This is a genomic window from Cupriavidus sp. GW821-FHT07C08 (assembly GCF_059419025.1).
Window position 1 is genome coordinate 1 of record NZ_JBWKQZ010000058.1, and the last position, 24,210, is coordinate 24,210.

The window sequence follows — 24,210 nt, forward strand, 5'->3', positions numbered from 1 at the left end:
CCCAGGTCGCGCACGCGGACTACGACCGCGGGCCGCACCACCCCTACTACGCGCTGCTGGCACGCTCGGTGCCCGAGTTGCGCCGCGGCTGGATCGATGAAGTCGATCTGCACAGCGAAGGCGCAGTGCCCGCGGCTGCCACCGCCTGACCCCATTCCTTAGGAGAATTTGTACATGCCTTTGTCCCTCCAGAACCAGACCTTGCTTCCCGGCCGCAACTTTATCGGAGGCGAATGGTGCGGCGCAGCCGACGATCGCACGCTGTCCGTGGCGGACCCCGCCACGGATGAAGTGTTTGCGGCCGTACCGGATAGCGGCGCGGCCGATGCACGCCGCGCCGTCGATGTCGCTCACGCAGCGTTCCCAAGCTGGCGCAAGACCCCTGCCAAGCAGCGCGCGCAGATCATCAAGCGCTGGAACGACCTGATCGTCAGCCACGTGGAAGACCTTGGCCGCCTGATCTCGCGCGAGCAGGGCAAGCCCTTGGCGGAAGGCAAAGGCGAGGTGCTGTATGCCGCGAGCTATGTCGAATGGTTTGCCGAAGAAGCCACGCGCGCCGATGGCGACGTGATCGCCGCACCGGTCCCCGGCCGGCGCATGCTGGCACTACGCGAGCCCGTTGGCGTCATCGCCGCGATCACACCGTGGAACTTCCCCGCCGCCATGATCGCGCGCAAGATCGCGCCGGCGCTGGCCGCCGGCTGCACGGTGGTGTGCAAGCCCGCCGAAGATACGCCGCTGACTTCGCTGGCGCTGGTCAGGCTCGCCGAACAGGCGGGCGTGCCGCCGGGCGTGCTGAATATCGTCACCGCCTCGCGCGAGCGCGCGGCCGAAGTCGTCGATGTATGGCTGGACGATGCCCGGGTGCGCAAGATCACCTTTACCGGCTCGACGCCGGTGGGCAAACACCTGGCGCGCCGCTCCGCCGATACGCTGAAGAAGCTGTCGCTGGAACTGGGCGGCAATGCCCCGTTTATCGTGTTCGACGATGCAGATCTCGATGCCGCCGTCGAAGGCTTGATGGCCGCCAAGTTCCGCAACGGTGGACAGACTTGCGTGTGCCCTAACCGCATTTATGTCCAGGACAAGGTGCACGACGCCTTTGTCGAAAAGCTTGCCGCGCGCGTCGGCGCGCTGGTCGTCGCCCCCGCCACGAACCCGGCCGCGCAGATCGGCCCAATGGTCAACGCGCGCGCGGTCGACAAGATCGAACGCCATGTGAAGGACGCGGTCAGTCGTGGTGCCCGCGTGGTCGTCGGCGGCGAGCGAATCCGCAACGAGCAGTGCCCCGGGCCGAACTACTATGCGCCGACGGTGCTGGTCGATGTGGATGCGGCGATGGAGTGCTCCTGCGAGGAGACCTTCGGGCCGGTGGCGCCGGTTACGCGCTTCAATACCGAGGCGGATGTGGTCGCGGCGGCCAACGCCACGCCGTTCGGGCTGGCGGCGTACTTCTACTCAAATGACGTGCGGCGGATCTGGCGCCTTGCCGATGCGCTTGAGTCGGGCATTGTCGGTATCAACGAGGGCGCGCTGGCTGCGGAAGCGGCCCCCTTCGGCGGCGTGAAGGACTCCGGCTACGGACGCGAGGGGTCGCGCCATGGCCTCGAAGAGTACATGCATATCAAGTACGTCTGCCAGGGGCTGCTGGACTGATAACGCTCCGCTTCCTCTCGAGCGGCCGGCGCAAGCCGGCCGTTTTGCATGGCGGGCCTTGCCGGCAAAGCCTGCCATGCATCCCCGTCGAAGGAACTGCTGTTCATCCCGCCACAACAGGATTCGCTGCTGATCGAGCCCTCGCATTCGGTCAAAGCGCGATCCGCCTCGTCCCTATACTGGTCCCGCTGATTGCCCGCAAGCGTTGGCGATATGACCCCGGCAGGCTTCGACCATACCGCGAACGAACTCCATGACAGCAATGCCCCAACGCCAGCCCAGTGCCCTCGCGGACCTTAATGCGCTGCTGAGATTGCGCAAGCGCCTGGAAGCCGAAACCACTGCGGAAGTGCGCTTCGACGCGGTGACCCGCGCCATCTACGCATCGGAAGCCTCGAACTATCGTCAGGTCCCGCTTGGCGTCGTCGTTCCGAAATCTGTCGGAGACCTGGAGACCACCGTGCGCCTGTGCGGCGAACTGGGCGTTGCCATGGTGCCGCGCGGTGCCGGCACGTCGATGAGCGGGCAATCGGTCAACGCCGCCGTCTGCATCGACCATTCGAAGTACCTGCACGCGGTCGCGCTGGTCGATCCAGTCCAACGCATCGGCCGCGTGCAGCCCGGCGTCATCTGCGATCAGCTGAAGCAGGCCGCCGCCGCGCACGGCCTCACCTTCGGCCCCGATCCGGCCACCCACAGCCGCTGCACGCTGGGCGGCATGATCGGCAACAACTCATGCGGCGCCCATTCGGTGATGGCCGGCAAGACGGTCGAGAACATCGAGCGCCTGGAGATCGTCACCGCCACCGGTGCACGCTTCTGGGTCGGCGCCACCGATGAGGCCGGGTATACCGAACACCTGGCGGCGGGCGGCGAACAGGCGCGCATCGTCAAGGCCCTGCGCGAACTGGCCGGGCGCTATGCCGACGATATCCGCGCCGGCTTTCCGCGGCTCAAGCGCCGCGTGTCGGGCTACAACCTGGACCAGTTGCTGCCGGAGAACGGCTTCCACATTGCGCGCGCACTAGTAGGGTCCGAAGGGACCTGCGCGACCGTGCTGCATGCCGACACCACGCTGGTGGAAGGGCTGCCCGAGCGCGTACTGCTCGTGCTCGGCTTCCAGACCATCTTCGATGCCGCCGACTGCGTGCCCGAGCTGCTGCCGCTCGGGCCGATCGCAATGGAAGGGCTGGACACCGGCATCATCGGCGGACTGAAGCAGCTCGGACTGAAGCTAGACGACATTGCCGAGCTGCCGGCCGGCAATGCCTGGCTGATGGTGGAGTTCGGCGCTACCCTGCCCGACCAGGCCCGCGAACTGGCAGCCCGTGCGGCCAGCGCGGCACGGGCATTCCCCACGCGGCCGAATGTCAGGCTGGTCGACGATCCCTCGCTGATGGGACGGCTGTGGGCGATCCGCGAGACCGGGGCTTCGGCGACGTCGTTGTCGACCGTTCCCGGAGAACCTGATCCCACCGTGGGTTGGGAAGACGCCGCGGTCGAGCCGGCGCGGCTTGGCGCCTACCTGAGGGAATTCTCCGCCCTGGTCGGGCGCTATGGTTACAAGACCAATATGTACGGCCACTTTGGCGATGGCTGCATTCACTCGCGCATCACCTTCGATCTGCGTTCGCGCACAGGCCTTGGCGACTGGCGTCGGTTCCTGGCCGAAGCAGCCGCGCTGGTCGTCAAGTACCAGGGCTCCTTGTCCGGGGAGCATGGCGACGGCCAGGCCAAGGGAGAGTTCCTGCCCCTGATGTTCACGCCCCGGCTGATGCAGGCGTTCCGCGAGTTCAAGGCCATCTGGGACCCGAACGGCCTGATGAACCCCGGCAAGCTGATCGATGCGATGCCGGTGGACGCCAACCTGCGCATGGGCCCGTCATACCGGCAGGACAAGGCAACCAGCGTCTTCACCTATCCGATGGGAGATGGCCCGGGCACCGGCTTTGGCCGCGAGACCGAGCGCTGCATCGGCATGGGCAAGTGCCGGTCGCTCGATGGCGGCACCATGTGCCCGAGCTTCAAGGCCACCCGCGAAGAGCGCTACGCCACCCGCGGCCGCGCACGCCTGTTCTTCGAGATGCTCAACGGCGAGGTCATCAGCGAAACGCGCGACGGCGAGGCGGTCAAGGACTCGATGGACCTGTGCCTGTCGTGCAAGGGCTGCAAGCACGACTGTCCGACGCATGTCGATATCCCCAAGTACCGCAGCGAGTTCCTGTATCGCTATTACAAGCGGCGCCTGCGCGCGCCGATGGATGCCGCGATCGGCCGGCTGGGCCAGTGGCTGCCCGCGGCAACGCGTGCGGCCGGCCTGCTCAATGGCCTGATGCGCAATCCGCTGACCCGGCGCGTCGGCCACGTGTTCGGCCTGGCCCGCTCCGCCGTGTTCCCCGAGATCGCCGCCACGGCATTCCGCCGCACCGGTACGGCTTCCCGCCTGCAACAGGCCGGTGCGCGGTCCTACCGCCAGCGCGACGTCGTCATCTGGACCGACACCTTCAATAACGGCTTCACGCCGCATGTGCTCGAAGCCGCCGTCGCGGTGGTCGAGCGGCAGGGATGGAACGCCCGGCTGAGCGCGCGCCACGTCTGCTGCGGCCGGCCGTTCTATGACGTCGGCATGCTGGACCAGGCGCGCCGCAACCTGATCGAAATACTGGATGTACTGTCCGCGCCGATTGCCGCCGGCGTTCCGGTGCTGGTGCTGGAGCCCAGCTGCCTGTCCGTGTTCCGGGATGAAATGCCGGCCCTGCTGCCGGACGACCCGCGCGCCCGGACGCTGGCAGCGCTGACGATCACCATGGCCGAATTCGCCACCCGGGCCGGCATGGCGCTGGACCACGACACCACGGTCCACCTGCACGCCCACTGCCATCATCGCGCCTGCGGCGGCACCGCGGCTGAAAGCCAGCTCGGCGCCAGCGTTCTCGACACCGGTTGCTGCGGCATGGCCGGCGCCTTCGGCTATCACCGCAAGACCGCCGAGCTGTCGCAGCGGATCGGCGAGAGCACGCTGCAGCCAAAGCTTGCCGCACTTCCGCCCGATGCCATGGTTGCCGCCGACGGCTTCAGCTGCCGCAGCCAGATCCGCAAGCTGACCGGACGCGAACCGCGCCATCTCGCGGAGATCCTTGCCGGCTCCAACCCTTCGCAACCACACCGCGACACCGGCTTCGCGGAACCTGAAAGAGGTGTATGCCAATGACCCAGTCGACCCAGGCCTCCAACCAGGCCTCCAACCAGTCCCATATCGAGGCCCGCACCCGACATGTGCCGCATGGCATCGTCACCGCCCATCCGGTCTTTGCCGACAAGGCGGAAGGCTCGTTCCTGTGGGATGTGGAAGGACGCCGCTATATCGACTTCGTCGGCGGCATCGGCGTGCAGAATATCGGCCATAACCACCCCAAGGTCGTCGAGGCGGTGCGCAGGCAACTGGGGCGCGTGACGCACGCGGCGTTCCAGGTGGTCGGCTATGACGTCTATGTCGAGTTGGCCGCGCGGCTGAACCAGCTGGTCGGGGGTAACGAGCACTACAAGACGCTGTTCGCGACAACGGGTGCGGAAGCGGTGGAAAACGCGGTCAAGATCGCGCGTGCCTACCGCAATGTGCCGGGAATCATCGCGTTCCGCGGCGGCTTCCACGGACGCACGCTGCTCGGCTCGACGCTGACCGGCATCAGCACGCCGTACAAGCAGAACTTCGGGCCCCTGGCGGGCGACGTCTACCACACGCCCTATCCCGATGAATTCCGCGGCTTCTCGGGCGCGGATGCGATCCGCGCGCTGGAAGACCTGTTTGCCACGCAGATCGCCCCGGACCGCGTCGCCGCCATCATCCTGGAACCGGTGCAAGGCGACGGCGGCTTCCTGCCGGCCGGCAACGAGTTCCTGCGAGCCCTGCGCGCGCTGACGCAGAAGCATGGCATCGTGCTGATCCTGGACGAGATCCAGGCCGGCTTCGGCCGCACCGGCAAGATGTTCGGCTTCCAGCATGCGGGCATCCAGCCCGACCTGGTCACGGTGGCGAAGAGCCTGGCCGGCGGCGTGCCGCTGTCCGGCGTCGTCGGGCGCGCCGAAATCATGGATGCGCCCGCGCCTGGCGGCCTGGGCGGAACCTATGGGGGCAATCCGCTGGCCTGCGCCGCCGCGCTGGCGGTGCTCGACCTGTTCGAGGAAGAACAGGTGCTGGCCAGCGCGCATGCGCTGGGTGAAACGCTGCGCGCCGGGCTCGACCAGCTCGCGCGCGAGTTCCCCGCCATCGGCACCGTGCGCGGCGTTGGCGCGATGCTGGCGCTGGAATTCGTCAAGGACGGCGACCCGTTCCAGCCCGAGGCTGGATTCGCCCAAGGTGTCATCGACCGCTGCCGCGAAGGTGGCCTGCTGGTCATCAAGTGCGGCGTGCATCGGAACACCGTGCGCCTGCTGGCGCCGCTCAACACCTCCGTGGAAACGGCGCAGGAAGCGCTGGAGATCCTGCGGGCGGCGATTGCGCTGACCAGCGACCAGGCGCGGTAACGCGTTTCACCGGGTCAGGCCTACGGTACGCGGCCCGGCCGCAGTATGATTGGGGCGCCTCCGGACCGGAGGCCGCCCCTGTCCGGCTTTCCAACGAGTGCTGCCGTGATAGCGAGCGTGGCCGTGGCGGCGCCATCGGGAGCCGCCGTTTCGAATCCTCGCCTTGGAGCCAACACGTGAAATTCCTGATTGCGCCAGTCTTCGCGCTGCTGTCGTCCGTGGCCGCGGCACAAACGGTGTCCGCGGTAACGTCAGTCCCGTCTGCCCTGAACCGGGTCGCCCAGAGCGGCACCCTGCGCGTGTGTACGCCAGGTGACTACAAGCCTTTCAGCTTCCAGCGCCCGGACGGGAGTTTCGAGGGACTGGATGTGGACCTGATGGGCTCACTGGCGACGGCGCTCGGCGCGAAGCCGCAATTCGTCAAGACCACCTGGGCGAACCTGATGCCCGACTTTGTCGCGGGCAAATGCGATATTGCGGCCGGCGGCATCTCGGTCACGCTGGAGCGCCAGAAGCTCGCATTCTTCAGCGCGCCCTACATGGTCAACGGCAAGACGCCGATCGCGCGCTGCGAGAATGCGGCGAAGTACCAGAGCGTCGAGGCCATCAACCGGCCGGAGGTGCGCGTCATCGCCAATCCCGGCGGCAGCAACGAGCGCTTTGCCAAGACGCGGCTGCAACGTGCCCAGCTCACCGTTCACCGCGACAACCTCACCATCTTCGACGAACTGATCGCCGGCCGCGCCGATGTCTTTGTCACCGAGGCGGCGGAGGCGGTGGCGCAAAGCCGGATTCATCCGGAGCTTTGCGCCATCAATCCCGAGCATCCGCTGCAATATGCGGAGATGGCCTTCCTGCTGCCCAACGGGGACACCGTTTTCAAGGGCTTTGTCGACCAATGGCTGCACCTGGCCAGGGCAGGCGGTGACTACCAGGTGCATGCGGCCAAGTGGCTCGGCAAATAAGCCTGGCTCAACCGCGCACGGGCGCAGGCGGAAACCTTGCGCAAAAAGGCCCGCCCGCCCCGTCAGGCATCAAGCCACACATGCTCCGCAAACGAATAGCCCATCAGACCCCCCAGCGGGATCGGTGACAACCCTTTAAGCTTCGACGAATGTCCGTCGAGGCTGGCCAGGAACAGCGGTATCCCGATACCGGCGTCCGCATGGATCATGGACTGCATATCGGCATACATCTGCGCACGTTTGGCGGTATCGGTTTCGGCCCGCGCCGCCAGCAGCAGCTGGTCGAACTTGGGATTCTTCCAGCGCGATTCGTTCCACGGCGCATCGGACTTGAAGAACTGCGTGAGGATGGTATCGGCGCTGGGGCGCGGGTTGACGTTGCCGAAGCCCACCGGGCTGTTGAGCCAGTGGTTCGACCAGTAGCCGTCGGCAGGCATGCGCTTGATGTCGAGTTCCAGGCCCACGCGCTGCGCAGTCTGCTGCATCACGGTCGCCATCTCCACCGAATACAGGGCAGCCGGCGAGGTCACCACCGGCACCTTGCCTGTCACGCCGGACTTGCGCAGATGGTATTTAGCCTTGTCGAGGTCGAAAGCGCGTTGCGGCAGGCCCTTGAAAAAGAACCGGTTGGTGGGGTCGATGGGCTGGTCGTTGCCGAGCACTGCATAGTCGAGCGCGATCGCCTTCTTCATCTGCGCGCGGTCCTGCAGGTACTTCATCGCCATCACAAAGTCCGGGTTCATGCCAGGACCCGCGTCCTTGCGCATGACCAGGTCCGTGTACTGACCCGATTGCGTGACGAGGATGCCGAAACCCGGCGTACCCTTGATGCGGGCCACGGAGCGCGGGTTGACAGAGGCCACCAGGTCCATCCCGCCCGACAGCAGCGCGTTGACGCGTGCGCCCTCGTCGCCGATACCGACAAACTCGATCTCGTCCAGGTAGGGCCGTCCCTGCCTCCAGTACGCATCGTTGCGCACCACCACCGTGCGCACGCCCGGCCTGAACTCCTTGATCTTGTAGGGTCCGGTACCGATGCCCGCGCTGAAGTCGGTGGTGCCGTCCTTGACGATGAGGAAGTGGAAGGTGCCCAGGATCACCGGCAGGTCGGCATTGGGGCTGGCCAGCACCACCGTGACCTCATTCGGGCCAGTGGCTTTCACGCTCTCGATCTGCTCGGCCAGCACCTTGGCCTTCGAAGCGGTGGCGGGGTCCTTGTGGCGCATGATCGAATACACCACGTCGGCCGGGGACAATGCCTTGCCGTCGTGGAAGGTCACGCCCTTGCGCAGCGTGAAGACCCAGGTCTTGGCATCGGTGGTGTTGAACGACTCGGCCAGCGCCGGCCGCGGCGTCAGGCTGCCATCGAGCGAGGTCAGGCCGTTGTACACCATGCTGCAGCGCACGTAGTCATTCTGGTTCGACTGCTTGGACGGATCCAGCGTATCGGAAGCTGCCGCCGTGATGGCCGCCACGCGGATATGTCCGCCACGCTTGGGCGTCTGCGCATGGGCCTTGACGGCCACGCCGGCCAGGCTGCCGGCCAGCGTGGCCTGCATGCCGCCTGCCAGCAGCATCGCCAGCACGTCACGCCGCGTGGCGCCACGCTTGAGCAGACCCATCACACGAAGGCTTTCGCCGGGGCCGACAAGGTTCTCGAACTCTTTACGGCTTTCGCTCATCGAAGTGCTCCTGGTTTTGTCTGGAAAGGCCGGCAGGCGCGGACTTGTCATGACGCACCGCGAGTGACTGCAGGTCATTCATGCTAGTCAAGATGGCTCAGCATTTGTCCCTGTTGCTGCCTGCGCTACCGCATTGAATTGCAAAACCAGCACCTCCCGCAGACGAATCTTGCAAGTTTCGGATAAACCCCAACTCGTTCTGGCCCGACCGCCCGTTGTCGTCCAAGATAAATGCCGGTGCCAACCTTTCCGCGACGAGGACATCGCCCATGTTTGCCCCGCTACCCCATGCCCAGGACACCATCGCCGACAACGGCGTGGTGCTGCGCCCGATGACTGCCGACGACCTGACGCGGGCCCACGCCCTGTCGCAGGAACAGCGCTGGCCCCATCGCCTGACCGACTGGGAGCAGATGTTCGCGCACGCCGAGGGCATCGTGGCCGAACTCGATGGCCAGCTCGTCGCCACTGCCCTGCGCTGGCGCTGGGGCAAGCACCACGCCACCATCGGCATGGTGATCGTCACCCCGGCGTGCCAGGGCCGGCGCATCGGCTACCGGCTGATGCGCGCGCTGCTCGAAGGCCTGGACGACTGCACCGTGCTGCTGCACGCCACGGCCGATGGCCGCGGCCTGTATGAGCGCCTGGGCTTTGCGCGCACCGGCGAGGTCTGCCAGCACCAGGGCGCGGCCCAGCCTGCCCCGTTGATCGCCCTGCCCGACGGCTGGCGCCTGCGCCCCGCGGGCCACAACGAGGCCGCCGCACTGCACCGGCTCGACGCGCAGGCACGCGGCATGCCGCGCAAGGCGTTGGTCGACGACCTGCTGGCCAGCGCCGAGGCCTGCGTGGTGCTGGACTGCGAGGGCGAGCCGCGCGGCTTCGCCATGCTGCGCCGCTTCGGGCGCGGCCATGCCATCGGTCCCGTGGTAGCGCCCGGCGCCAATGGCGCCAAGGCGCTGATCGCGTACCTGGCCGGCCTGAATGCGGGCAACTTCACGCGCATCGACATCGACGGGGCCAGCGCGCTGGGCGAATGGCTGGAGAGCATAGGCCTGCCACGCGTGGATGTCCCCACGACCATGGTGCGAGGTGCGCCGCCGGCCACACGGCCGGGCGCGGCGGCGCTGTTCGCGCTGGTCACCCAGGCCACAGGCTGAAGATGTGCCAGGCCGCGGAAAGCGCACTGCCAAACAATCTGCTGCAACGGCCCGCATAACAGCAGCGTACTTCGTTCAGCCCCCTCAATGCAGCACCACGCCATGTGCCACCGGCCCTAAGCTTCATGCAAAGGCCAGCCGGTAGTGCTGGCGCATGATTAGACGCAAATGACGGACGCGAACGGACCCTCCCATGACCCAACTCACCGACTTGCCACAGCTCGCCGCGCTTGATGCCGCCGATCGCGCACACCTGATCCACCCTGTGTCGTCCTGGCGCGCGCACGAGCAGCGCGGCCCCACCGTGCTGTCGTCGGGCCGCGGCGCGTGGCTGACCGACGCCACCGGCCACGAAGTGCTCGACGCCTTCGCCGGCTTGTGGTGCGTCAACGTCGGCTACGGCCAGGAGAGCGTGGTGCAGGCCGCTGCCGAGCAGATGCGCCGCCTGCCCTACGCCACCGGCTACTTTCATTTCAGCAGCGAGCCGGCGATCCGCCTCGCCGACAAGCTGGTGCAGATCACGCCCCGCTCGCTGAATCACGTGTATCTCACGCTCGGCGGCTCCGAGGCGGTCGATACGGCCGTGCGATTCATCACGCAGTACTTCAACGCAACCGGACGCCCGTCGAAGAAGCACTTTATCTCGCTGGAGCGCGGTTATCACGGTTCCTCGTCGACCGGCGCGGGTCTCACTGCCCTGCCCGCGTTCCACCGCGGCTTTGACCTGCCGCTGCCGACGCAGCACTACATCCCCTCGCCCAATCCCTACCGCGCTGCCGATCCCACCGATGCGCAAAGCATCATCGCCGCCTCGGTGGCGGCACTGCGTGCAAAAGTGGCCGAGCTGGGCGCGGACAATGTGGCCGCGTTCTTTTGCGAACCGATCCAGGGCTCGGGCGGCGTGATCGTGCCGCCCAAGGGCTGGCTCAAGGCCATGCGCGACGCCGCGCGCGAGCTGGACATCCTCTTCGTCGTCGACGAGGTCATCACCGGCTTCGGCCGCACCGGCCCGATGTTTGCCTGCGAAGCCGAAAACGTCGACCCGGACATCATGACGCTGGCCAAAGGGCTTACCGCCGGCTACGTCCCGATGGGCGCGACGGTGATCTCCGACCAGGTCTATGCCGGCATCGCCGACGGCGCCCCCGGCGCGGCACCCATCGGCCACGGCGCCACTTATTCGGCTCACCCCGTCAGTGCGGCAGTCGCGCTGGAGGTCCTGCGCCTGTATGAGGAAGGCGGAATTCTGGCCAACGGACAGCGTCGCGCGGCCACCTTCGCAGCCGGGCTGGATGCGCTGCGCAGCCATCCGCTGGTGGGCGACTCGCGCCATCGCGGCCTGCTGGGCGCGCTGGAGCTGGTCAGCGACAAGGCCAGCAAGCGCGGCTTCGACGCATCGCTGGGCCTGTCCGATCGCATTGCCGCGACCGCCTACCGCAACGGCGTCGTGTTCCGCGCCTTCGGCGACAATATCCTCGGCTTTGCCCCGGCGCTGACGTATACCGAAGACGAATTCGAGCTGATGTTCGCGCGCCTGAAGAAGACGCTCGACGACGTGCTCGCCTTGCCTGACGTGCGTGCCGCACTTGCGAGCTGAGACAGCAGCAGTCAGACCATTGTTTCCAAAACCAAAGCCGAGCCGCCGCCCCATGCCCGACAACGCTCCTTCACTGCCTGCGCGATTCATGCGGCTGGCAGAATCCGACCGTCCCACCATCACGCTGCGGATCGATGGCCATAGTGCCACCGCACTGGCGGGCGACACCCTTCTGGTCGCGCTGCTGCTGAATGGCCGGCGCGTGCGCGACAGCGAATTCGGCGACGGCCCAAGAGCCGGGTTCTGCATGATGGGCGCCTGCCAGGACTGCTGGGTGTGGACGCCCGCCGGCGAGCGCCTGCGCGCCTGTTCCACGCCTGCCGAGGCCGGCATGGAAGTGCTGACCCGACCGCCCGCGCACCACTGGCCCGCGACACCAGACCTGCAGGAATCGCTCGCGCGCCACGCGCAAGGAGCCGCCGCATGAGCACGCAGTCAGTATCGCCCCGCATCGTCGTGGTCGGCACCGGCCCCGCCGGCGTACGCGCGGCCCAGGCACTGGTGCAGGCCGGGCTGCGCCCGACCGTGGTCGATGAAGGCCGGCGCGACGGCGGCCAGATCTACCGCCGCCAGCCCGAGGGCTTCAAGCGCTCCTACGCCAAGCTCTATGGCAGCGAGGCCGACAAGGCCCAGGCGCTCCACCGCGATTTCGACGCCCTGCGCGCACGGATCGACTACCGCCCCAACACGCTGGCGTGGAACCTGACCGAGGGCGAGCTGCACGTCGTGTGCGGGGACGAACCGCAGACGCTGCCCTTCGACGCACTGCTGGTTTGCTCCGGCGCGACCGACCGGCTGATGCCGGTGCCCGGCTGGCACCGCGCCGGCTGCTACAGCCTGGGCGCTTCGCAGATCGCGCTCAAGGCACAGGCCTGCGCCATCGGCGCGCAGGTCGTCTTCCTCGGCAGCGGGCCACTGCTCTACCTGGTGGCCTCGCAGTACGTGCAGGCCGGCGCGCGCGTGGCGGCAGTACTCGACACCTCCCCCGCGAACAAATCCTGGGGTGCCATCACCGGCCTGCTGGCGCGCCCCCGGCTGGCGCTGCGCGGGCTCGGACTGATCCGCGGCCTCAAGCATGCCGGCGTACCGGTGCTGCAGGGCGTGACCCCGCTGGCCATCGACGGCGATGACCGCCTTGGCGTGCGGGGCGTGACCGTGCGCGATGCGCGCGGACGCGAGCAGCGCTTCGAATGCGACGCCGTAGGGCTGGGCTGGCACCTGCGCGCCGAGACGCAACTGGCCGACCTGGCGCGCTGCGAGTTCGCCTTTGAACCCGTGAGCCGCCAGTGGCTGCCGCGTATCGACCTGGACGGCCGCAGCAGCACGCGCGGCGTCTACCTGGCCGGAGACGGCGCGCGCATCCTCGGCGCCGATGGCGCCGAGGCCGCGGGGCGGCTTGCGGCGCTGGCCGCTCTGGCCGACCTGGGGCATGAGCGGGGCCGCACGCAATACGCCGCGGAATCGGCCGCGCTGCGCCGCACCCTCGACCAGATGGACCGCTTCCGCCAAGGGCTGGCGCGGGCCTTTCCGTGGCCGCACACGCAGGCGGCCGCACTGCCCGATGCCGCGGTGGTATGCCGCTGCGAGGCCGTGACGGTGGGCGAACTGCGGCGCTGCGTGACAGAGCTGGACAGCCAGGAAGTCAATCGCGCCAAGGCCTTCAGCCGCGTCGGCATGGGCCGCTGCCAGGGCCGCTTCTGCGGCCATGCCGCGGCCGAGATCGTGGCGCAGGCCTGCGGCGTTCCGGTCGAACAAGTCGGTCGCCTGCGCTCGCAGGCACCGGTCAAGCCACTGATGATGAATACACACGAGGTGAAGGCATGAGCAGCACGGCAACCAAAACGCACGACGCCGATGTGCTGGTGCTCGGTGGCGGCCTGATGGGCACCACCACCGCCTTCTTCCTGCGCCAGCAGGGGCTCTCGGTGGTGCTGCTGGAACGCGAGCTGGTCGGGCGCCAGGCCAGCGGCACCAACTTCGGCAATGTGCGCCGCCAGGGACGCGCCCTGCACCAGATGCCGCTGGCCAACCGGGCGCGCGCCGTCTGGGGCCGCGTGAAGGAACTGCTGGGCGAGGACCTCGAGTTCGTCCCGTACGGCCACCTGCGCGTGTGCTACACCGAACAGCAGGCCGCCGTGCTCGAGCAACATGCGCACGACGTGAAGCCGCTCGGACTGGACCTGGAGCTTTTCACGGCCGAGCAGTTGCGCCGGCGCTGGGGCATCTTTGCGCCCGGCGTGGTCGCGGGATCGTATTCGCCGCAGGACGGCCATGCCAACCCGCGCCTGGCCGGCCCGGCCTTCGCGCGCGCCGCGCGTCGCGCCGGCGCGCAGATCGTCGAGCACGCCGAGGTGATGCAGGTCGAGCGCGACGCCAATGGCTTTGTTGCCCACACCGCCGATGGCCGGCGCTTCCGCGCACCGCAGATGCTGGTGGCCTGTGGCGCCTGGTCCAATCGCATGGCCGAGCAGTTCGGCGAGGGCGTGCCGATGGATGCACGCGGGCCACAGATGGGCGTGACCGAGCCGCTGCCCTATGCCATCGGCCCCTCCATCGGCGTTTCGACGCCGATCGAGCATGAGAGCCTGTACTTCCGCCAGATATCACGCGGCAACATCGTCTTCGGCGGCGGCCTCAAGGGGCCGGCGTACACCGACCGCATTCGCGCCTATGTGAAGCCTGATAACGTGCTGCGCCAGCTGCGCGAGCTGCGCCGCTTCGTGCCGGCATTCGAGCATGTGCAGCTCATTCGCGTGTGGAGCGGCATCGAAGGCTATACCCCTGACTGGCAGCCGGTGATGGGCCCCAGCGCCACGGTGCCTGGCCTGTACTATGCCTTCGGCTTCAATGGTGAAGGCTTCGCGATCAGCCCCGGCGTGGGCGAGACCATGGCCGAGCTGATCGGCACGGGAAATACCTCGATTCCGCTGGAGCCCTATGCCATCGGGCGCTTTGCCCGTGCGCAGGTGCTGCAGGAAGTAGTCTGACCCGCACCGACAGCGATGCGCCTGTAAAAGTCATCGGGTTCCCGCCTGTGCGGGAACGACGGTGACGATGTTGACCACGGTGCAATGCCGTTCAGTCATGTCCGCGTCATCCGCGCGAATGCGGGGATCCCGCGTCTTTCAAAGACGCCGGATCCCCGCTCGCGTGCCGATCACTGCAGGATCACATAGACCTTGCGCAAGGGTTCCACAATCTCCCAGATGCCGGTCGTGTTGGCCGGGAAGAACAGGGTGTCTCCGGTCTTGATCCGGATCGGCGTGCCACCCGTCGGCGTAAACAGGCATTCACCGGCAAGGATGTGCATGACTTCGGCTTCCGCGATTTGCCGTTCGTAGGAGCCGACTGTGCATTCCCACAAGCCGGTCCGGTTTTGTCCGGCTCCCTCCAGGTCAAGCTCGAAGCTGCGGGTATGGCACGGCGGTTGGCTTAGCGGTCTGCCGACAGGGCCGTCGTCGGTGAGGTCGCTGCAAGAGGCGGAATGCGGAATGATGGTGATGGGCATGGAGGTCAGAACAGTGAGAGGGGGAACGGGGCGGGAAAGATAAGCGATGGACAAGGGCGGTGCCAAGCATGCACACCGCCCCGGCGCGAGAACGCTTACTCGTTGTCCTCGACCGCATCCGCCAGTTGCGCCAGCGAATGGAAGTGGTAGTCCGGCCTGGTCAGTTCCGGCACTTCCATGGTGCCGCCAAAACCCGGCTGCGCATGACGGCGCTCGATCCAGCAGGTCTTCAGGCCGAGCTTTCTGGCAATGCCGATGTCATGGTACTGGCTCTGCGCCACATGCAGGTTGTCCTGTTGCTTGTAACCCCATTTGGCCTCATAGCGGCCACGCGCATAGGCGAAGTACTGCGGATCGGGCTTTTCCGTCAGGGCATCGTCACAGGTGACGGTATCGTCAAACGGGAAGTCCAGTGTCTTCTCGAAGTGAGTCAATGCCCAGCGCTGGGCATTGGTCGTCGCCACCAGCTTGAAATGCTTGCGCAGGCGCTTCAGTGCCTCGACCGAATCGGGAAACGCCTTCCAGTTGACCACGGAATCCCGCAGGCCGCGTGCAAGTTCGTCGGAATCGGGCAAGCTCAGGCTCTGCGCCATCAGGTGCCAGCAACGCTCCAGGTCATCGGGATACCACATCGTCTTGTCTGCGGCGCGCGTGCGGCGATAGGCGGCGAGGAAATCCTCATCGCTGATGGCGCTGTCGGGAACGGCGCGACGAAGATAGTCGAGCATTCCGCCCTCGAAGTCGATCAGCGTGCCAACCACGTCGAACGTAAGTACCTTGAAGTCTTTGAGTGCCATGAAGAACCTCTGCTAGAAAGAAACACACAAAAAGCCGCCTACCCCGTTCGCGTATGGACGCGACCGCGGCGCCAGCATCCAAAGCGGCAGGTCCGAGGCACCATGGAAAAAAGCCCACAGGCATGATTGCCTGCGGGCAAGGCTTCACAGTGAAGCGGAGACCACCAGTGAACCTCAACGGCCCGCAGTACGAACTACGCCGGACGGAAAATCGCATATACCTTGGCGACCTGCTCGCGGCTATCCCAGCTGCACCGCGCATGCTGTTCGACCAGGAAGATATCGCCGCGTGAAAACGTTCCGCTACGGCCGGTTTCATCTTCAAACGTCACGCTGCCCTCCAACAGGTACATCAGCTCGTAGTGGGGATAGAGCATCGCCCGGCGATGGTAGGGTGTCGAATCCCAGGTGCCGCAGACGAACTGCCCGTCCTCGGAGCGATAGTCCGTGTAGTTGCGACAAGCGGGGGTCGGCGTGAGCAGCAACTCGGCCGCAGGCGCGCCGGACGGCTCCAGTACCGGCCCTTGCGCGATCGGCAGCAGCGCGCGCGCACCAGGACTGCTGTGCTGGTAGCGCATGAACAGGATCGACACCGGGCATTCAGCCGACCAGGCGAATTCGGCATCATGCAACAGCACAGCGCTGTTGTCCGGACCCAGCACGACCGTGCGGTCCCGCTGGGTCAGTGTCAGCTTGCCCTCGCAGACGATGATGAACTCATCCGCGGGCTGTGCCTTGACCAGCCCGCTCCCGCCGTCCAGCGTGATAACGCCGAGCGTTACCGGTCCCGGTCGCAGGTCCAGCATGCGACGCCGGGAAAGGAAGTCGTCTTCCCCGGAAGCATCGGTGAAGGGGACACCGAGGGAATGGTCTTGCGCAAACACGCGCAAATCGACAAACGTAGCCGGCGTGGCGCGCTCGGTGACGCCCTGCAGCAAACTTGACATGACTTGTTCTCGTGATAACGAGGATTACGCTGCATGAGCCATGAGCCGCGCAAGCCCTCAATAGGAAAAATTCTCTCGGCGCAGGCGTTGCCCGAGATGGATCGTGTCCGCCCTCGCGTCGCATACGCCCTGAACAGCATTACAGCACTATCGAGCCTCCGGAGTATCGCGTTCGGACAGTGTCCAAGCATAGAAACAGCGGCATTTGGCGTGCCGTTCAGCATAATTTGCTGCATCCCGAACAGGTGGCTGCTGACATGGGCGCCGGCCAATGCCATGGTGCGGAACAGCGGACTGCATCCCGTAAGCCCCTTGGCGGAGCGCGGGCGTAGCAATTTGTGCGGTCTGGCGCCGGCCGAACGGCATAAGCGCTGCGCGATAAGGCGGCTGCCAGACGAACCTGTGGAATCGCATTGACGCCGTAAAGCGGGACGGACACTGTGGCAAGATGGCTTCAGTCAGTAGTCCTGCCAGACGTGTTGAAGATTCGGCTTACTCAAAGGGAAGACACCATGCCAAGCCACGCAACCCATGCTCCAGTCACCTACCGCGCCATGAGCGAAGAGGACGTGCCCGCCGCATATGAACTGTCGCAATCCATGCGCTGGCCGCATCGTGCTGAAGACTGGCAATTTATCCTTCGTCTGGGTACTGGCTTCGTCGCGGAGGAAGCCGGGGTGGTGATCGGTACCGGGCTTTGCTGGAAGCAGGGACAGCAGGCATCGCTTGGGATGATCATCGTGTCGCCGTCGCATCAAGGCAAGGGCATCGGCAGCGAGTTGATGCGCCTGGTGCTGGAAGCGCTTGGCGACCGCTGCACGCTGCTGAACGCAACCCCCGCCGGACAGCCGCTGTATGAGCGCCTCGGCTTCGTCGCGACCGGCACCATCAATCAGCATCAGGGCACAATGAATGCCGTCGACCCAGTCGCACTGGCCGCAGGAGAATCGCTGCGTCCGTTCGCGCCAGGCGATATCGAGACGATCGTCGAACTCGGGAATCGCGCAACCGGCATGTCGCGCGGCGAAGTGCTGAAGTCATTGCTCGCCGTGGGAGAGACGGTGGTGCTGGAGCGAAATGGGGAAGCGGTCGGATTCTCGATCATGCGCCGCTTCGGACGGGGCAATGCGATCGGGCCGGTGGTGGCCTCCGATAGCGAACGCGCGAAAGCCTTGATTGCCTGCTGGTCCGGCGCCTGCACCGGGTCTTTCGTGCGCGTGGATGTCACGGGAACGAGTGCCCTGCAGGACTGGCTCGCGCAGGCGGGACTGGTGCAGGTGGATACCGTGGTGGCGATGGCGCGTCATGGCGTACCGACGGCGGATAGCGCGCTCAAGCAGTTTGCCATCATCAGCCAGGCGCTCTGCTGAGCCACGCCGAACCCGCCTCTTGTGGTCGCGAGTTTATCTTCAAGGCCTACGAAGCGGGCATTACGCTGAAAACGCGGGTGATGCGGATCACCCACATGCTCCACTGGAACGGGCGCATTAACCCGGGTCTGTCGGCCTTGCCGACAGCATGAGGTGGGCTACTCATCGCCTGCATGGAATTCTGATACAAATGCCGGCGCTTCTTCCATGCGATAGCGGCCATTCTGGCACACGTAGTACATGGCGTGATGGCGGCCGCCTGCGAACGTGACACAGCAAGAATGTTCGAAGCGACCGAAACGGGTGATACCGATGCCCGGCAATTCCGGCCGCTCCCATACGCGCTGTTCCTCGACGCAGTCCAGGACGCGATGCTGAGTCCTGGGATGCATGGATGAATTGAGCATCATGTCGATGTACCCGAATTCACCGAGCAACGGGTAGCGCTGCCGCATTGCCGTCCATCGTCGCTTAGGCGACATTGCAGACCTCCGTGTCGGGCTCGATGTTGCCAGCGTTCAGCATTTCAACGATTTTCAGATCATGGTTGCAGTGCCTGACCTTGATCGCAATCTCCATCATCAACTCCTGAGCCCGCCTGTATAGTCGTCTTCCAGAAAGCTGTGCATTGACCGGGCAGCCTCGCGCAGTGTGCGGAGCGCCGGTCGAATTGCCCGATTACTGCGCTTGCCTGAGCTGCTCCAGGATCGCAGGATCCTCAAGAGTCGACAGGTCTTGCGTGATCGGTTCGCCCTTGGCAATGGCGCGGAGCAGCCGGCGCATCACTTTGCCCGAACGGGTCTTGGGCAGGTTGTCGGCAAAACGGATTTCCTTAGGCTTGGCGATAGGGCTGATCTCCCTGGCGACCCAGTCGCGCAACTCCCTGGCGATCCGCTGCGCTTCGTCTCCCTGGGGCCGGGCGCCCTTCAGCATGACATAGGCGCAGATGGCTTCCCCGGTGGTATCGTCCGGCTTGCCCACCACGGCGGCCTCCGCGACGTGCGGGTTGGCGACCAGCACCGATTCGATCTCCATGGTGCCCATGCGGTGACCGGAAACGTTGAGCACATCGTCGATGCGACCGGTGATGCTGAAGTAGCCGGTCGATTCATTGCGTATCGCGCCGTCACCTGCCAGGTAAAGCTTGCCACCCAGTTCCTGCGGGAAATAGCTTGCCTTGTACCGCTCCGGATCGCCCCAGACCGTGCGGATCATGGACGGCCACGGGCGCTTGAAGACCAGGATGCCGCCTTGCCCGTGCGGCAGTTCGTTGCCGCCTTCATCGACCACCGCCGCCATGATTCCAGGCAACGGCAGCGTGCAGGAGCCCGGCAGCAACGGCGTCACGCCAGGCAACGGGCTGATCATGTGCCCGCCGGTTTCGGTTTGCCAGAAGGTGTCGACGATGGGGCATTTGCTATTGCCAACGTTGTCGTAGTACCACATCCACGCCTCCGGGTTGATCGGCTCCCCTACCGTGCCAAGCAAGCGCAGGCTGGACAGATCGTACTGCTTCGGATGCAGCTCCGGGTCCTTGTCGCAAGCCTTGATCAGCGCGCGGATCGCCGTCGGGGCGGTATAGAAGATCGTGGTTCGATGCTTGCTGGCCATGTCCCAGAAACGACCGGCATTGGGGTAGGTCGGCACACCCTCGAAAACGACCTGGGTCGCGCCCGCCGCAAGCGGGCCGTAGGCGATGTAGGTGTGGCCGGTGATCCAGCCGATGTCGGCCGTGCACCAGAAGACGTCGGAAGGCTTGATGTCGAACGTCCACTTCATCGTCAGCATCGCCCACAGCAGATAGCCACCGCATGCATGCTGCACCCCTTTGGGCTTGCCGGTAGAACCCGAGGTGTAGAGGATAAACAACGGATGCTCGGCCTCGACCCATTCCGGTTCGCAGATGGGGGGCTGGTCGACCGTCAGCGCATGCAGCCACAGGTCACGTCCGGAGACGAGATCGATGCTGGCGCCCGTGCGCTTGTAAACGATGACGTTGTTCACGGTGTCGCAACCGCCCAAGTCGAGGGCTTCGTCGACGATCGACTTCAACGGCAGATGCTTGCCGCCACGCACCTGCTCGTCGGCCGTGATCACTGCCACCGCGCCGGCATCCATAATCCGTTCGCGCAGGGACCTGGCCGAGAAGCCGGCGAAGACCACGGAATGCACCGCACCGATGCGCGCGCAGGCCTGCATGGCGACGATACCTTCGATGGACATCGGCATGTAGATGACCACGCGATCACCCTTCCCGATGCCAAGCGCCCGCAAGCCGTTGGCAAACTGACAGACCCTTGCATGAAGCTGCGTATACGTGATCCGCGTAACATGGCCGTCGTCGGCCTCAAAGATGATCGCTGTCTTCTCGGCATTGCCGTTCGCCAGGTTCCGGTCCAGGCAGTTGTACGAAACGTTGAGCTCACCGTCCTCGAACCAACGGTAGAACGGAGCGTGTTCCTCGTTCAGTGTCCTGGTGAACGGCTTATGCCAGGTGATGAGGTCGCGTGCATGCCGGGCCCAGAAGCCTTCGTAATCGTCTTCGGCTGCGGCGCATATCGCCCGGTAGCCTTCCATGCCGGAAATGTTCGCGTTGTTGACAAACAGCGCGGACGGATTGAAAAGCTCGGCTTCCCGTTTCATGGGCACAATGTCGGACATGACTACTTCTCTGAGCGTTTAGAAAATTTTCAACTGATGATCCAGGGGGCTGGTATCACCAGTGGCGATGTCTGAAGGGCAGCATGGCGACGAGGGATCGGCATAGCCCACGACAGTGATGGCTGTCGGCTACGGCGGTACGTACTTTGTATTTCCTCGCCATGAACAGCGAGAGCAGGCTCGCGATGCGGATAAAGTATCGCATCGCAGCGCTGGCAGAAGCTGCCGAATACGCTCTGAACTTGCAATTTCCGGTGTTTTCTCGCCCGCTGTTGGAGGCCGGACGCTGCGCCGCTGTGGCTGACATGATGCGGAGGCCGGCGGCCAACGCAAAGCCGTCCTGGGAGGGACGGCGCTCCAAACCTGGCAACCCTGAAGCCGAGCGGAGTTGTATCAAAAACCCGGAGTTGCCCCCGGGTCTGCACTAACGGACTTAAGCTCAGAACTTGTGGCGGATGCCAACGACAGCGCCAAACTGGTTTGCACCCGGTTGCACGGCTTCGCTGCTCGCACCCAGTTGGTCATTGAACCCGTTCACCCCCAGGTTCGACTTGCCGCGGTTCAGTGCGTACGAAACCGTGGTGTAAAGATCCGTACGCTTCGACAGTGCATAGTCCACCAGCGCCACGAACTGCCACGGGTTGCCGGCGTTCGACTGACGCAGGTTCTGGTAGTACGCAGAGCCACTGACCGACAGCGCCGGAGATACCTGGTAGCCGACGCCAACCCAACCCAGGTTCGACACTGTGTTGGTCAGCCCAGCGCCAGGCAGGGTGGCACCGTTGAACGCGTGGGCATATCGGTAACCGCCGTAGAGCTTGGCAGGTCCGAAAGTGTATGTCCCGGCGACTGCGGCCCGTCTGATCAGATTATTGGTCGACAGAGCCGTGGCTGCCGACCGGTTCGACTGGTCGTAAATGGCGCCAACGGCGAATCCGCCCACAGCATAGTTCACAGCGAACGAATACTCACGCCCGTTGGTGAAATTGCCGGCGACCTCCTGGTTGCTGCTGTTGAAGCTATACAGGCCAGTCACGCTCAGGCCGCCGAACGTCCCCATATACTTGGCGGAGTTGTCGGCACGCGCCCCGCCCATGAACGGGTCTTGTGCACCGATGGAATAGCGGCTCGCGATCGACATCGGGTCGTAGGTAACGCCAAAGTCATAGAACGGGGTCGTGTGCCGGCCTAGGGTCAGCTGGCCCCACTGGTTCTGCAGACCGACGTAGGCGCCGCGACCAAAGAGACGACCACCCTGCCCCGAGGCGCCGGTATCGAGGTTGAAGCCGCTTTCCAGCAGGAAGATGCCCTTCATGCCGCCGCCCAGGTCTTCTACGCCGCGCAATCCCCAGCGCGATCCGGACTGGTTGCCCGATTGCAGGGCCCAGAGATTGTTGCCCTGGGCGCCGGCGGGTACGGTACCAGTCGAAGCAACAGCCTTGTTCAGGTACTCAATACCCACATCAGCAACACCGTACAGCGTGACGTTCGATTGCGCATACGCGCTGGGGACCACCAGCAAGGCAGCCGCAAAGGCTGACAGTTTGAATTTCATGAAATGATTTCCTCGAAGAATGGTAAGTAGCCCATCCGCATCGGTTCGAATTCGGGCGAAGCAGATTCTGCATTGAATCTGCAAGACTTAACAATCCGTATTCGAGCCATGATGTTGGTATTACATCTAAAGCGTTTTTTAGGCCAGCGCCTATTTTTTTTCCGTAATTATCAGCCTAGGATGTGCGAGAGCTCTGCTGTCGCGTGTATGTCATCAGCATATATCGACACTTTCCATGGCTTTGCGGTAGAGCCCGTCCGGGGCTGCCCTTGGGCAGCCCTTCTTTTTGCAACGGTTACTCACCGCAGCGCTTGTAGTCAGGACGGAATCACCGCATGCCTGTGCTTGACCAGATGCAACGCCAGTTCTATTTCATTTCGCAGCCCGAGCTTGCTCATGGCCGAGCACTTCTGGACGCTGATCGTCTTGACGCTGCGCTGGAATTTCCGTGCAATCTCCTGCAGCGGATAGCCTTGCGCCAGAAGGCGAAGGACCTCGCGTTCGCGCGGGCTAAGACGATCGTCGCACTGGTCTTCGCAATGGCGGGTCGGAGCAATCAACAACCCCTCAGTGTCCGGGTCTATGTACTTGGCACCTGAGAGGACGGTTTGGCATGCATCGGCCACGAACTGCAGGGCCATCGATTTTGCGACAAACGCGTCGGCACCTTTCGCCAGCAATTGACGAACCAGACCCTGTGGACGCTGCCCCGAGAAGACCACGATCTTCACCTTGGGGTACATCCGGTGTAACCGTTCGATCAAGCGCAACCCGTCGATCTCTCCGCCATAGTCATAGCCGGTGATCACGATATCCGGCAGTAGCAGTGCATGCTTCTTGAGTTCCGAGAGAAGCCCATTGACGCTATCCGCGATGGCTATGACGTCAATGCCTTGACGCGCCATGTACGGCGCCAGTCCGGCGAGCACCACGGGATGATCGTCGGCAATCACAGCGGTAGTTTTGGTGCTCATCGCCTGGAAGCAGAATGGAGCCGCACAATCTTTTCAGTTTCCTTTCGCACGGTCGACAAGACCGCTGAGCGGCTCACCGCGCTTGCCGCGGCGCAGATTGTCCGCGTCGGCCAGGACTGCCGTATCGTCTACCTCGTGCGCGGTCGTGGCGTATGTCATCGCAGTCGTAGCAGCGCCGGGCGAAAGAGGGGAATCATGATGCGATGAACTCGCCAGCATCTGATAGGAAAAAATTACTGCATCCACGCACGCACCAGGATGACGCACTCCTAGGGTAAATCCCGACGAATATTGCGGTGCACATGCACGCGCGCTGAGCGCACGGCAGGCAATGCCAAACGGGACATATGAAACCGCAGCTATTACCGTCATGGCCCGGAATACCCCACCAAGCGCTTGGGCGCACATGCTTCAATGTCGCATCCCACAAAGACCCTGGCCCCCGTCCCAGGAGTCATTGCCTTGTCAGAGAAGAAGCCGTTCGAGAGCTTTGTCGGCCCAGACGAATCAACCCGGATCATGAGCGCCCTGCACCACCGGATTTCGGAATCTTGCAGCGCGAGACGTTCCCCCCGCAGCCGAAGTGGATCCACGGCTTTTGCCAGATCCCTGCGGGCGTCTGATGGGTGATTCGTCAGTCGATCACTTGCGACTCGCGGCCTGATTTACCCACTAAGAAAGGAGACAACGTGAACCCATTCATCTTGCGTCTGCTGGAGCGGCGCGTCGGCCTGGCGCTAATCTCATTGCTGGCCGTCTCGGCCATCGTCTTCGCCATCACCGCGGTATTGCCCGGCGATGCCGCACAGGAACAGCT

General features: G+C 64.7%; 19 protein-coding genes and 1 pseudogene. 12 read left to right on the forward strand and 8 right to left on the reverse strand.

Features of this window, described 5'->3' with window-relative positions:
* Positions 1-174: 174 nt before the first annotated feature.
* From AC07UK_RS38100 to AC07UK_RS38115, 4 genes are all read left to right on the forward strand, one after another.
* Entirely contained in the window at positions 175-1,656 is a 1,482-nt protein-coding gene (locus tag AC07UK_RS38100; RefSeq protein ID WP_494688321.1) for an NAD-dependent succinate-semialdehyde dehydrogenase, read from the forward strand.
* 253 nt (positions 1,657-1,909) lie between these two features.
* Positions 1,910-4,867 carry an FAD-binding and (Fe-S)-binding domain-containing protein gene (locus tag AC07UK_RS38105; RefSeq protein WP_494688322.1) on the forward strand — a complete coding sequence of 986 codons (2,958 nt, stop codon included), beginning with the start codon at positions 1,910-1,912 and terminating at the stop codon, positions 4,865-4,867.
* On the forward strand, positions 4,864-6,180 hold the full coding sequence (locus AC07UK_RS38110) for an aspartate aminotransferase family protein (RefSeq protein WP_436221701.1): 1,317 nt from the start codon (positions 4,864-4,866) through the stop codon (positions 6,178-6,180). The genes AC07UK_RS38105 and AC07UK_RS38110 overlap by 4 nt, the downstream gene beginning before the upstream one ends.
* Before the next feature lie 176 nt (positions 6,181-6,356).
* Positions 6,357-7,145 carry a transporter substrate-binding domain-containing protein gene (locus AC07UK_RS38115; RefSeq protein WP_494688323.1) on the forward strand — a complete coding sequence of 263 codons (789 nt, stop codon included), beginning with the start codon at positions 6,357-6,359 and terminating at the stop codon, positions 7,143-7,145.
* Positions 7,146-7,207: 62 nt separating this feature from the next.
* On the opposite strand, the gene AC07UK_RS38120 is transcribed toward AC07UK_RS38115, so the two are convergent.
* Positions 7,208-8,827: an ABC transporter substrate-binding protein gene (locus AC07UK_RS38120; protein ID WP_494693920.1), complete on the reverse strand. Its 1,620-nt coding sequence runs from the start codon at positions 8,825-8,827 to the stop codon at positions 7,208-7,210.
* A 269-nt stretch (positions 8,828-9,096) separates the two neighbouring features.
* Between AC07UK_RS38120 and AC07UK_RS38125 the strand changes: the two genes are divergently transcribed.
* From AC07UK_RS38125 to AC07UK_RS38145, 5 genes are all read left to right on the forward strand, one after another.
* Positions 9,097-9,984, forward strand: a complete 888-nt coding sequence (locus AC07UK_RS38125; protein WP_494688303.1) for a GNAT family N-acetyltransferase — start codon at positions 9,097-9,099, stop codon at positions 9,982-9,984.
* Between the two features lie 193 nt (positions 9,985-10,177).
* Complete coding sequence (locus AC07UK_RS38130) at positions 10,178-11,581, forward strand: aspartate aminotransferase family protein (RefSeq protein WP_436221697.1); 1,404 nt, start codon at positions 10,178-10,180, stop codon at positions 11,579-11,581.
* Positions 11,582-11,633: 52 nt separating this feature from the next.
* Complete coding sequence (locus AC07UK_RS38135; protein WP_436221696.1) at positions 11,634-12,008, forward strand: (2Fe-2S)-binding protein; 375 nt, start codon at positions 11,634-11,636, stop codon at positions 12,006-12,008.
* Positions 12,005-13,405, forward strand: a complete 1,401-nt coding sequence (locus tag AC07UK_RS38140) for an FAD/NAD(P)-dependent oxidoreductase (RefSeq protein WP_436221695.1) — start codon at positions 12,005-12,007, stop codon at positions 13,403-13,405. Before AC07UK_RS38135 ends, AC07UK_RS38140 begins: the two co-directional genes overlap by 4 nt.
* Positions 13,402-14,568 carry an NAD(P)/FAD-dependent oxidoreductase gene (locus tag AC07UK_RS38145; protein ID WP_436221694.1) on the forward strand — a complete coding sequence of 389 codons (1,167 nt, stop codon included), beginning with the start codon at positions 13,402-13,404 and terminating at the stop codon, positions 14,566-14,568. The genes AC07UK_RS38140 and AC07UK_RS38145 overlap by 4 nt, the downstream gene beginning before the upstream one ends.
* A gap of 170 nt (positions 14,569-14,738) precedes the next feature.
* Here the strand turns inward: AC07UK_RS38145 and AC07UK_RS38150 are convergent, their stop codons facing one another.
* The 3 genes from AC07UK_RS38150 to AC07UK_RS38160 all read right to left on the reverse strand — a co-directional run bounded on the left by AC07UK_RS38150 (position 14,739) and on the right by AC07UK_RS38160 (position 16,833).
* On the reverse strand, positions 14,739-15,089 hold the full coding sequence (locus tag AC07UK_RS38150; RefSeq protein WP_114132813.1) for a cupin domain-containing protein: 351 nt from the start codon (positions 15,087-15,089) through the stop codon (positions 14,739-14,741).
* Positions 15,090-15,184: 95 nt separating this feature from the next.
* Entirely contained in the window at positions 15,185-15,886 is a 702-nt protein-coding gene (locus AC07UK_RS38155) for an HAD-IA family hydrolase (protein WP_436221693.1), read from the reverse strand.
* A gap of 194 nt (positions 15,887-16,080) precedes the next feature.
* On the reverse strand, positions 16,081-16,833 hold the full coding sequence (locus AC07UK_RS38160) for a cupin domain-containing protein (RefSeq protein WP_436221692.1): 753 nt from the start codon (positions 16,831-16,833) through the stop codon (positions 16,081-16,083).
* Between the two features lie 512 nt (positions 16,834-17,345).
* Between AC07UK_RS38160 and AC07UK_RS38165 the strand changes: the two genes are divergently transcribed.
* Positions 17,346-18,203 (forward strand): GNAT family N-acetyltransferase, encoded by an 858-nt coding sequence (locus AC07UK_RS38165; protein WP_494688304.1) that lies wholly within the window; start codon positions 17,346-17,348, stop codon positions 18,201-18,203.
* A gap of 158 nt (positions 18,204-18,361) precedes the next feature.
* On the opposite strand, the gene AC07UK_RS38170 is transcribed toward AC07UK_RS38165, so the two are convergent.
* The 4 genes from AC07UK_RS38170 to AC07UK_RS38185 form a co-directional block, all read right to left on the reverse strand.
* Positions 18,362-18,658 carry a hypothetical protein gene (locus tag AC07UK_RS38170; protein WP_013956701.1) on the reverse strand — a complete coding sequence of 99 codons (297 nt, stop codon included), beginning with the start codon at positions 18,656-18,658 and terminating at the stop codon, positions 18,362-18,364.
* Between the two features lie 223 nt (positions 18,659-18,881).
* Positions 18,882-20,864, reverse strand: a complete 1,983-nt coding sequence (gene acs, locus AC07UK_RS38175; RefSeq protein ID WP_494688305.1) for an acetate--CoA ligase — start codon at positions 20,862-20,864, stop codon at positions 18,882-18,884.
* A gap of 439 nt (positions 20,865-21,303) precedes the next feature.
* Positions 21,304-22,419, reverse strand: a complete 1,116-nt coding sequence (locus AC07UK_RS38180) for a porin (protein WP_436221689.1) — start codon at positions 22,417-22,419, stop codon at positions 21,304-21,306.
* Positions 22,420-22,736: 317 nt separating this feature from the next.
* Positions 22,737-23,372, reverse strand: a complete 636-nt coding sequence (locus tag AC07UK_RS38185; protein ID WP_436221688.1) for a response regulator — start codon at positions 23,370-23,372, stop codon at positions 22,737-22,739.
* Between AC07UK_RS38185 and AC07UK_RS38190 the strand changes: the two genes are divergently transcribed.
* Positions 23,355-23,600: a hypothetical protein gene (locus tag AC07UK_RS38190; protein ID WP_436221687.1), complete on the forward strand. Its 246-nt coding sequence runs from the start codon at positions 23,355-23,357 to the stop codon at positions 23,598-23,600. The two genes, AC07UK_RS38185 and AC07UK_RS38190, sit on opposite strands and share 18 nt — an antisense overlap.
* A gap of 482 nt (positions 23,601-24,082) precedes the next feature.
* Positions 24,083-24,210: pseudogene (locus AC07UK_RS38195) on the forward strand (ABC transporter permease); the annotation flags it as partial.

Bases quoted from the DNA above. Each gene is read 5' to 3' on its own strand.
- AC07UK_RS38155 (WP_436221693.1), bottom strand. From the start codon at position 15,886: ATGGCACTCAAAGACTTCAAGGTACTTACGTTCGACGTGGTTGGCACG.
- AC07UK_RS38170 (WP_013956701.1), bottom strand. From the start codon at position 18,658: ATGCGGCAGCGCTACCCGTTGCTCGGTGAATTCGGGTACATCGACATG.
- AC07UK_RS38120 (WP_494693920.1), bottom strand. From the start codon at position 8,827: ATGAGCGAAAGCCGTAAAGAGTTCGAGAACCTTGTCGGCCCCGGCGAA.
- AC07UK_RS38140 (WP_436221695.1), top strand. From the start codon at position 12,005: ATGAGCACGCAGTCAGTATCGCCCCGCATCGTCGTGGTCGGCACCGGC.
- AC07UK_RS38180 (WP_436221689.1), bottom strand. From the start codon at position 22,419: ATGAAATTCAAACTGTCAGCCTTTGCGGCTGCCTTGCTGGTGGTCCCC.
- AC07UK_RS38130 (WP_436221697.1), top strand. From the start codon at position 10,178: ATGACCCAACTCACCGACTTGCCACAGCTCGCCGCGCTTGATGCCGCC.
- AC07UK_RS38110 (WP_436221701.1), top strand. From the start codon at position 4,864: ATGACCCAGTCGACCCAGGCCTCCAACCAGGCCTCCAACCAGTCCCAT.
- AC07UK_RS38100 (WP_494688321.1), top strand. From the start codon at position 175: ATGCCTTTGTCCCTCCAGAACCAGACCTTGCTTCCCGGCCGCAACTTT.
- AC07UK_RS38105 (WP_494688322.1), top strand. From the start codon at position 1,910: ATGACAGCAATGCCCCAACGCCAGCCCAGTGCCCTCGCGGACCTTAAT.
- AC07UK_RS38125 (WP_494688303.1), top strand. From the start codon at position 9,097: ATGTTTGCCCCGCTACCCCATGCCCAGGACACCATCGCCGACAACGGC.
- acs (WP_494688305.1), bottom strand. From the start codon at position 20,864: ATGTCCGACATTGTGCCCATGAAACGGGAAGCCGAGCTTTTCAATCCG.
- AC07UK_RS38165 (WP_494688304.1), top strand. From the start codon at position 17,346: ATGCCAAGCCACGCAACCCATGCTCCAGTCACCTACCGCGCCATGAGC.
- AC07UK_RS38150 (WP_114132813.1), bottom strand. From the start codon at position 15,089: ATGCCCATCACCATCATTCCGCATTCCGCCTCTTGCAGCGACCTCACC.
- AC07UK_RS38145 (WP_436221694.1), top strand. From the start codon at position 13,402: ATGAGCAGCACGGCAACCAAAACGCACGACGCCGATGTGCTGGTGCTC.
- AC07UK_RS38135 (WP_436221696.1), top strand. From the start codon at position 11,634: ATGCCCGACAACGCTCCTTCACTGCCTGCGCGATTCATGCGGCTGGCA.
- AC07UK_RS38190 (WP_436221687.1), top strand. From the start codon at position 23,355: ATGATCGTCGGCAATCACAGCGGTAGTTTTGGTGCTCATCGCCTGGAA.
- AC07UK_RS38160 (WP_436221692.1), bottom strand. From the start codon at position 16,833: ATGTCAAGTTTGCTGCAGGGCGTCACCGAGCGCGCCACGCCGGCTACG.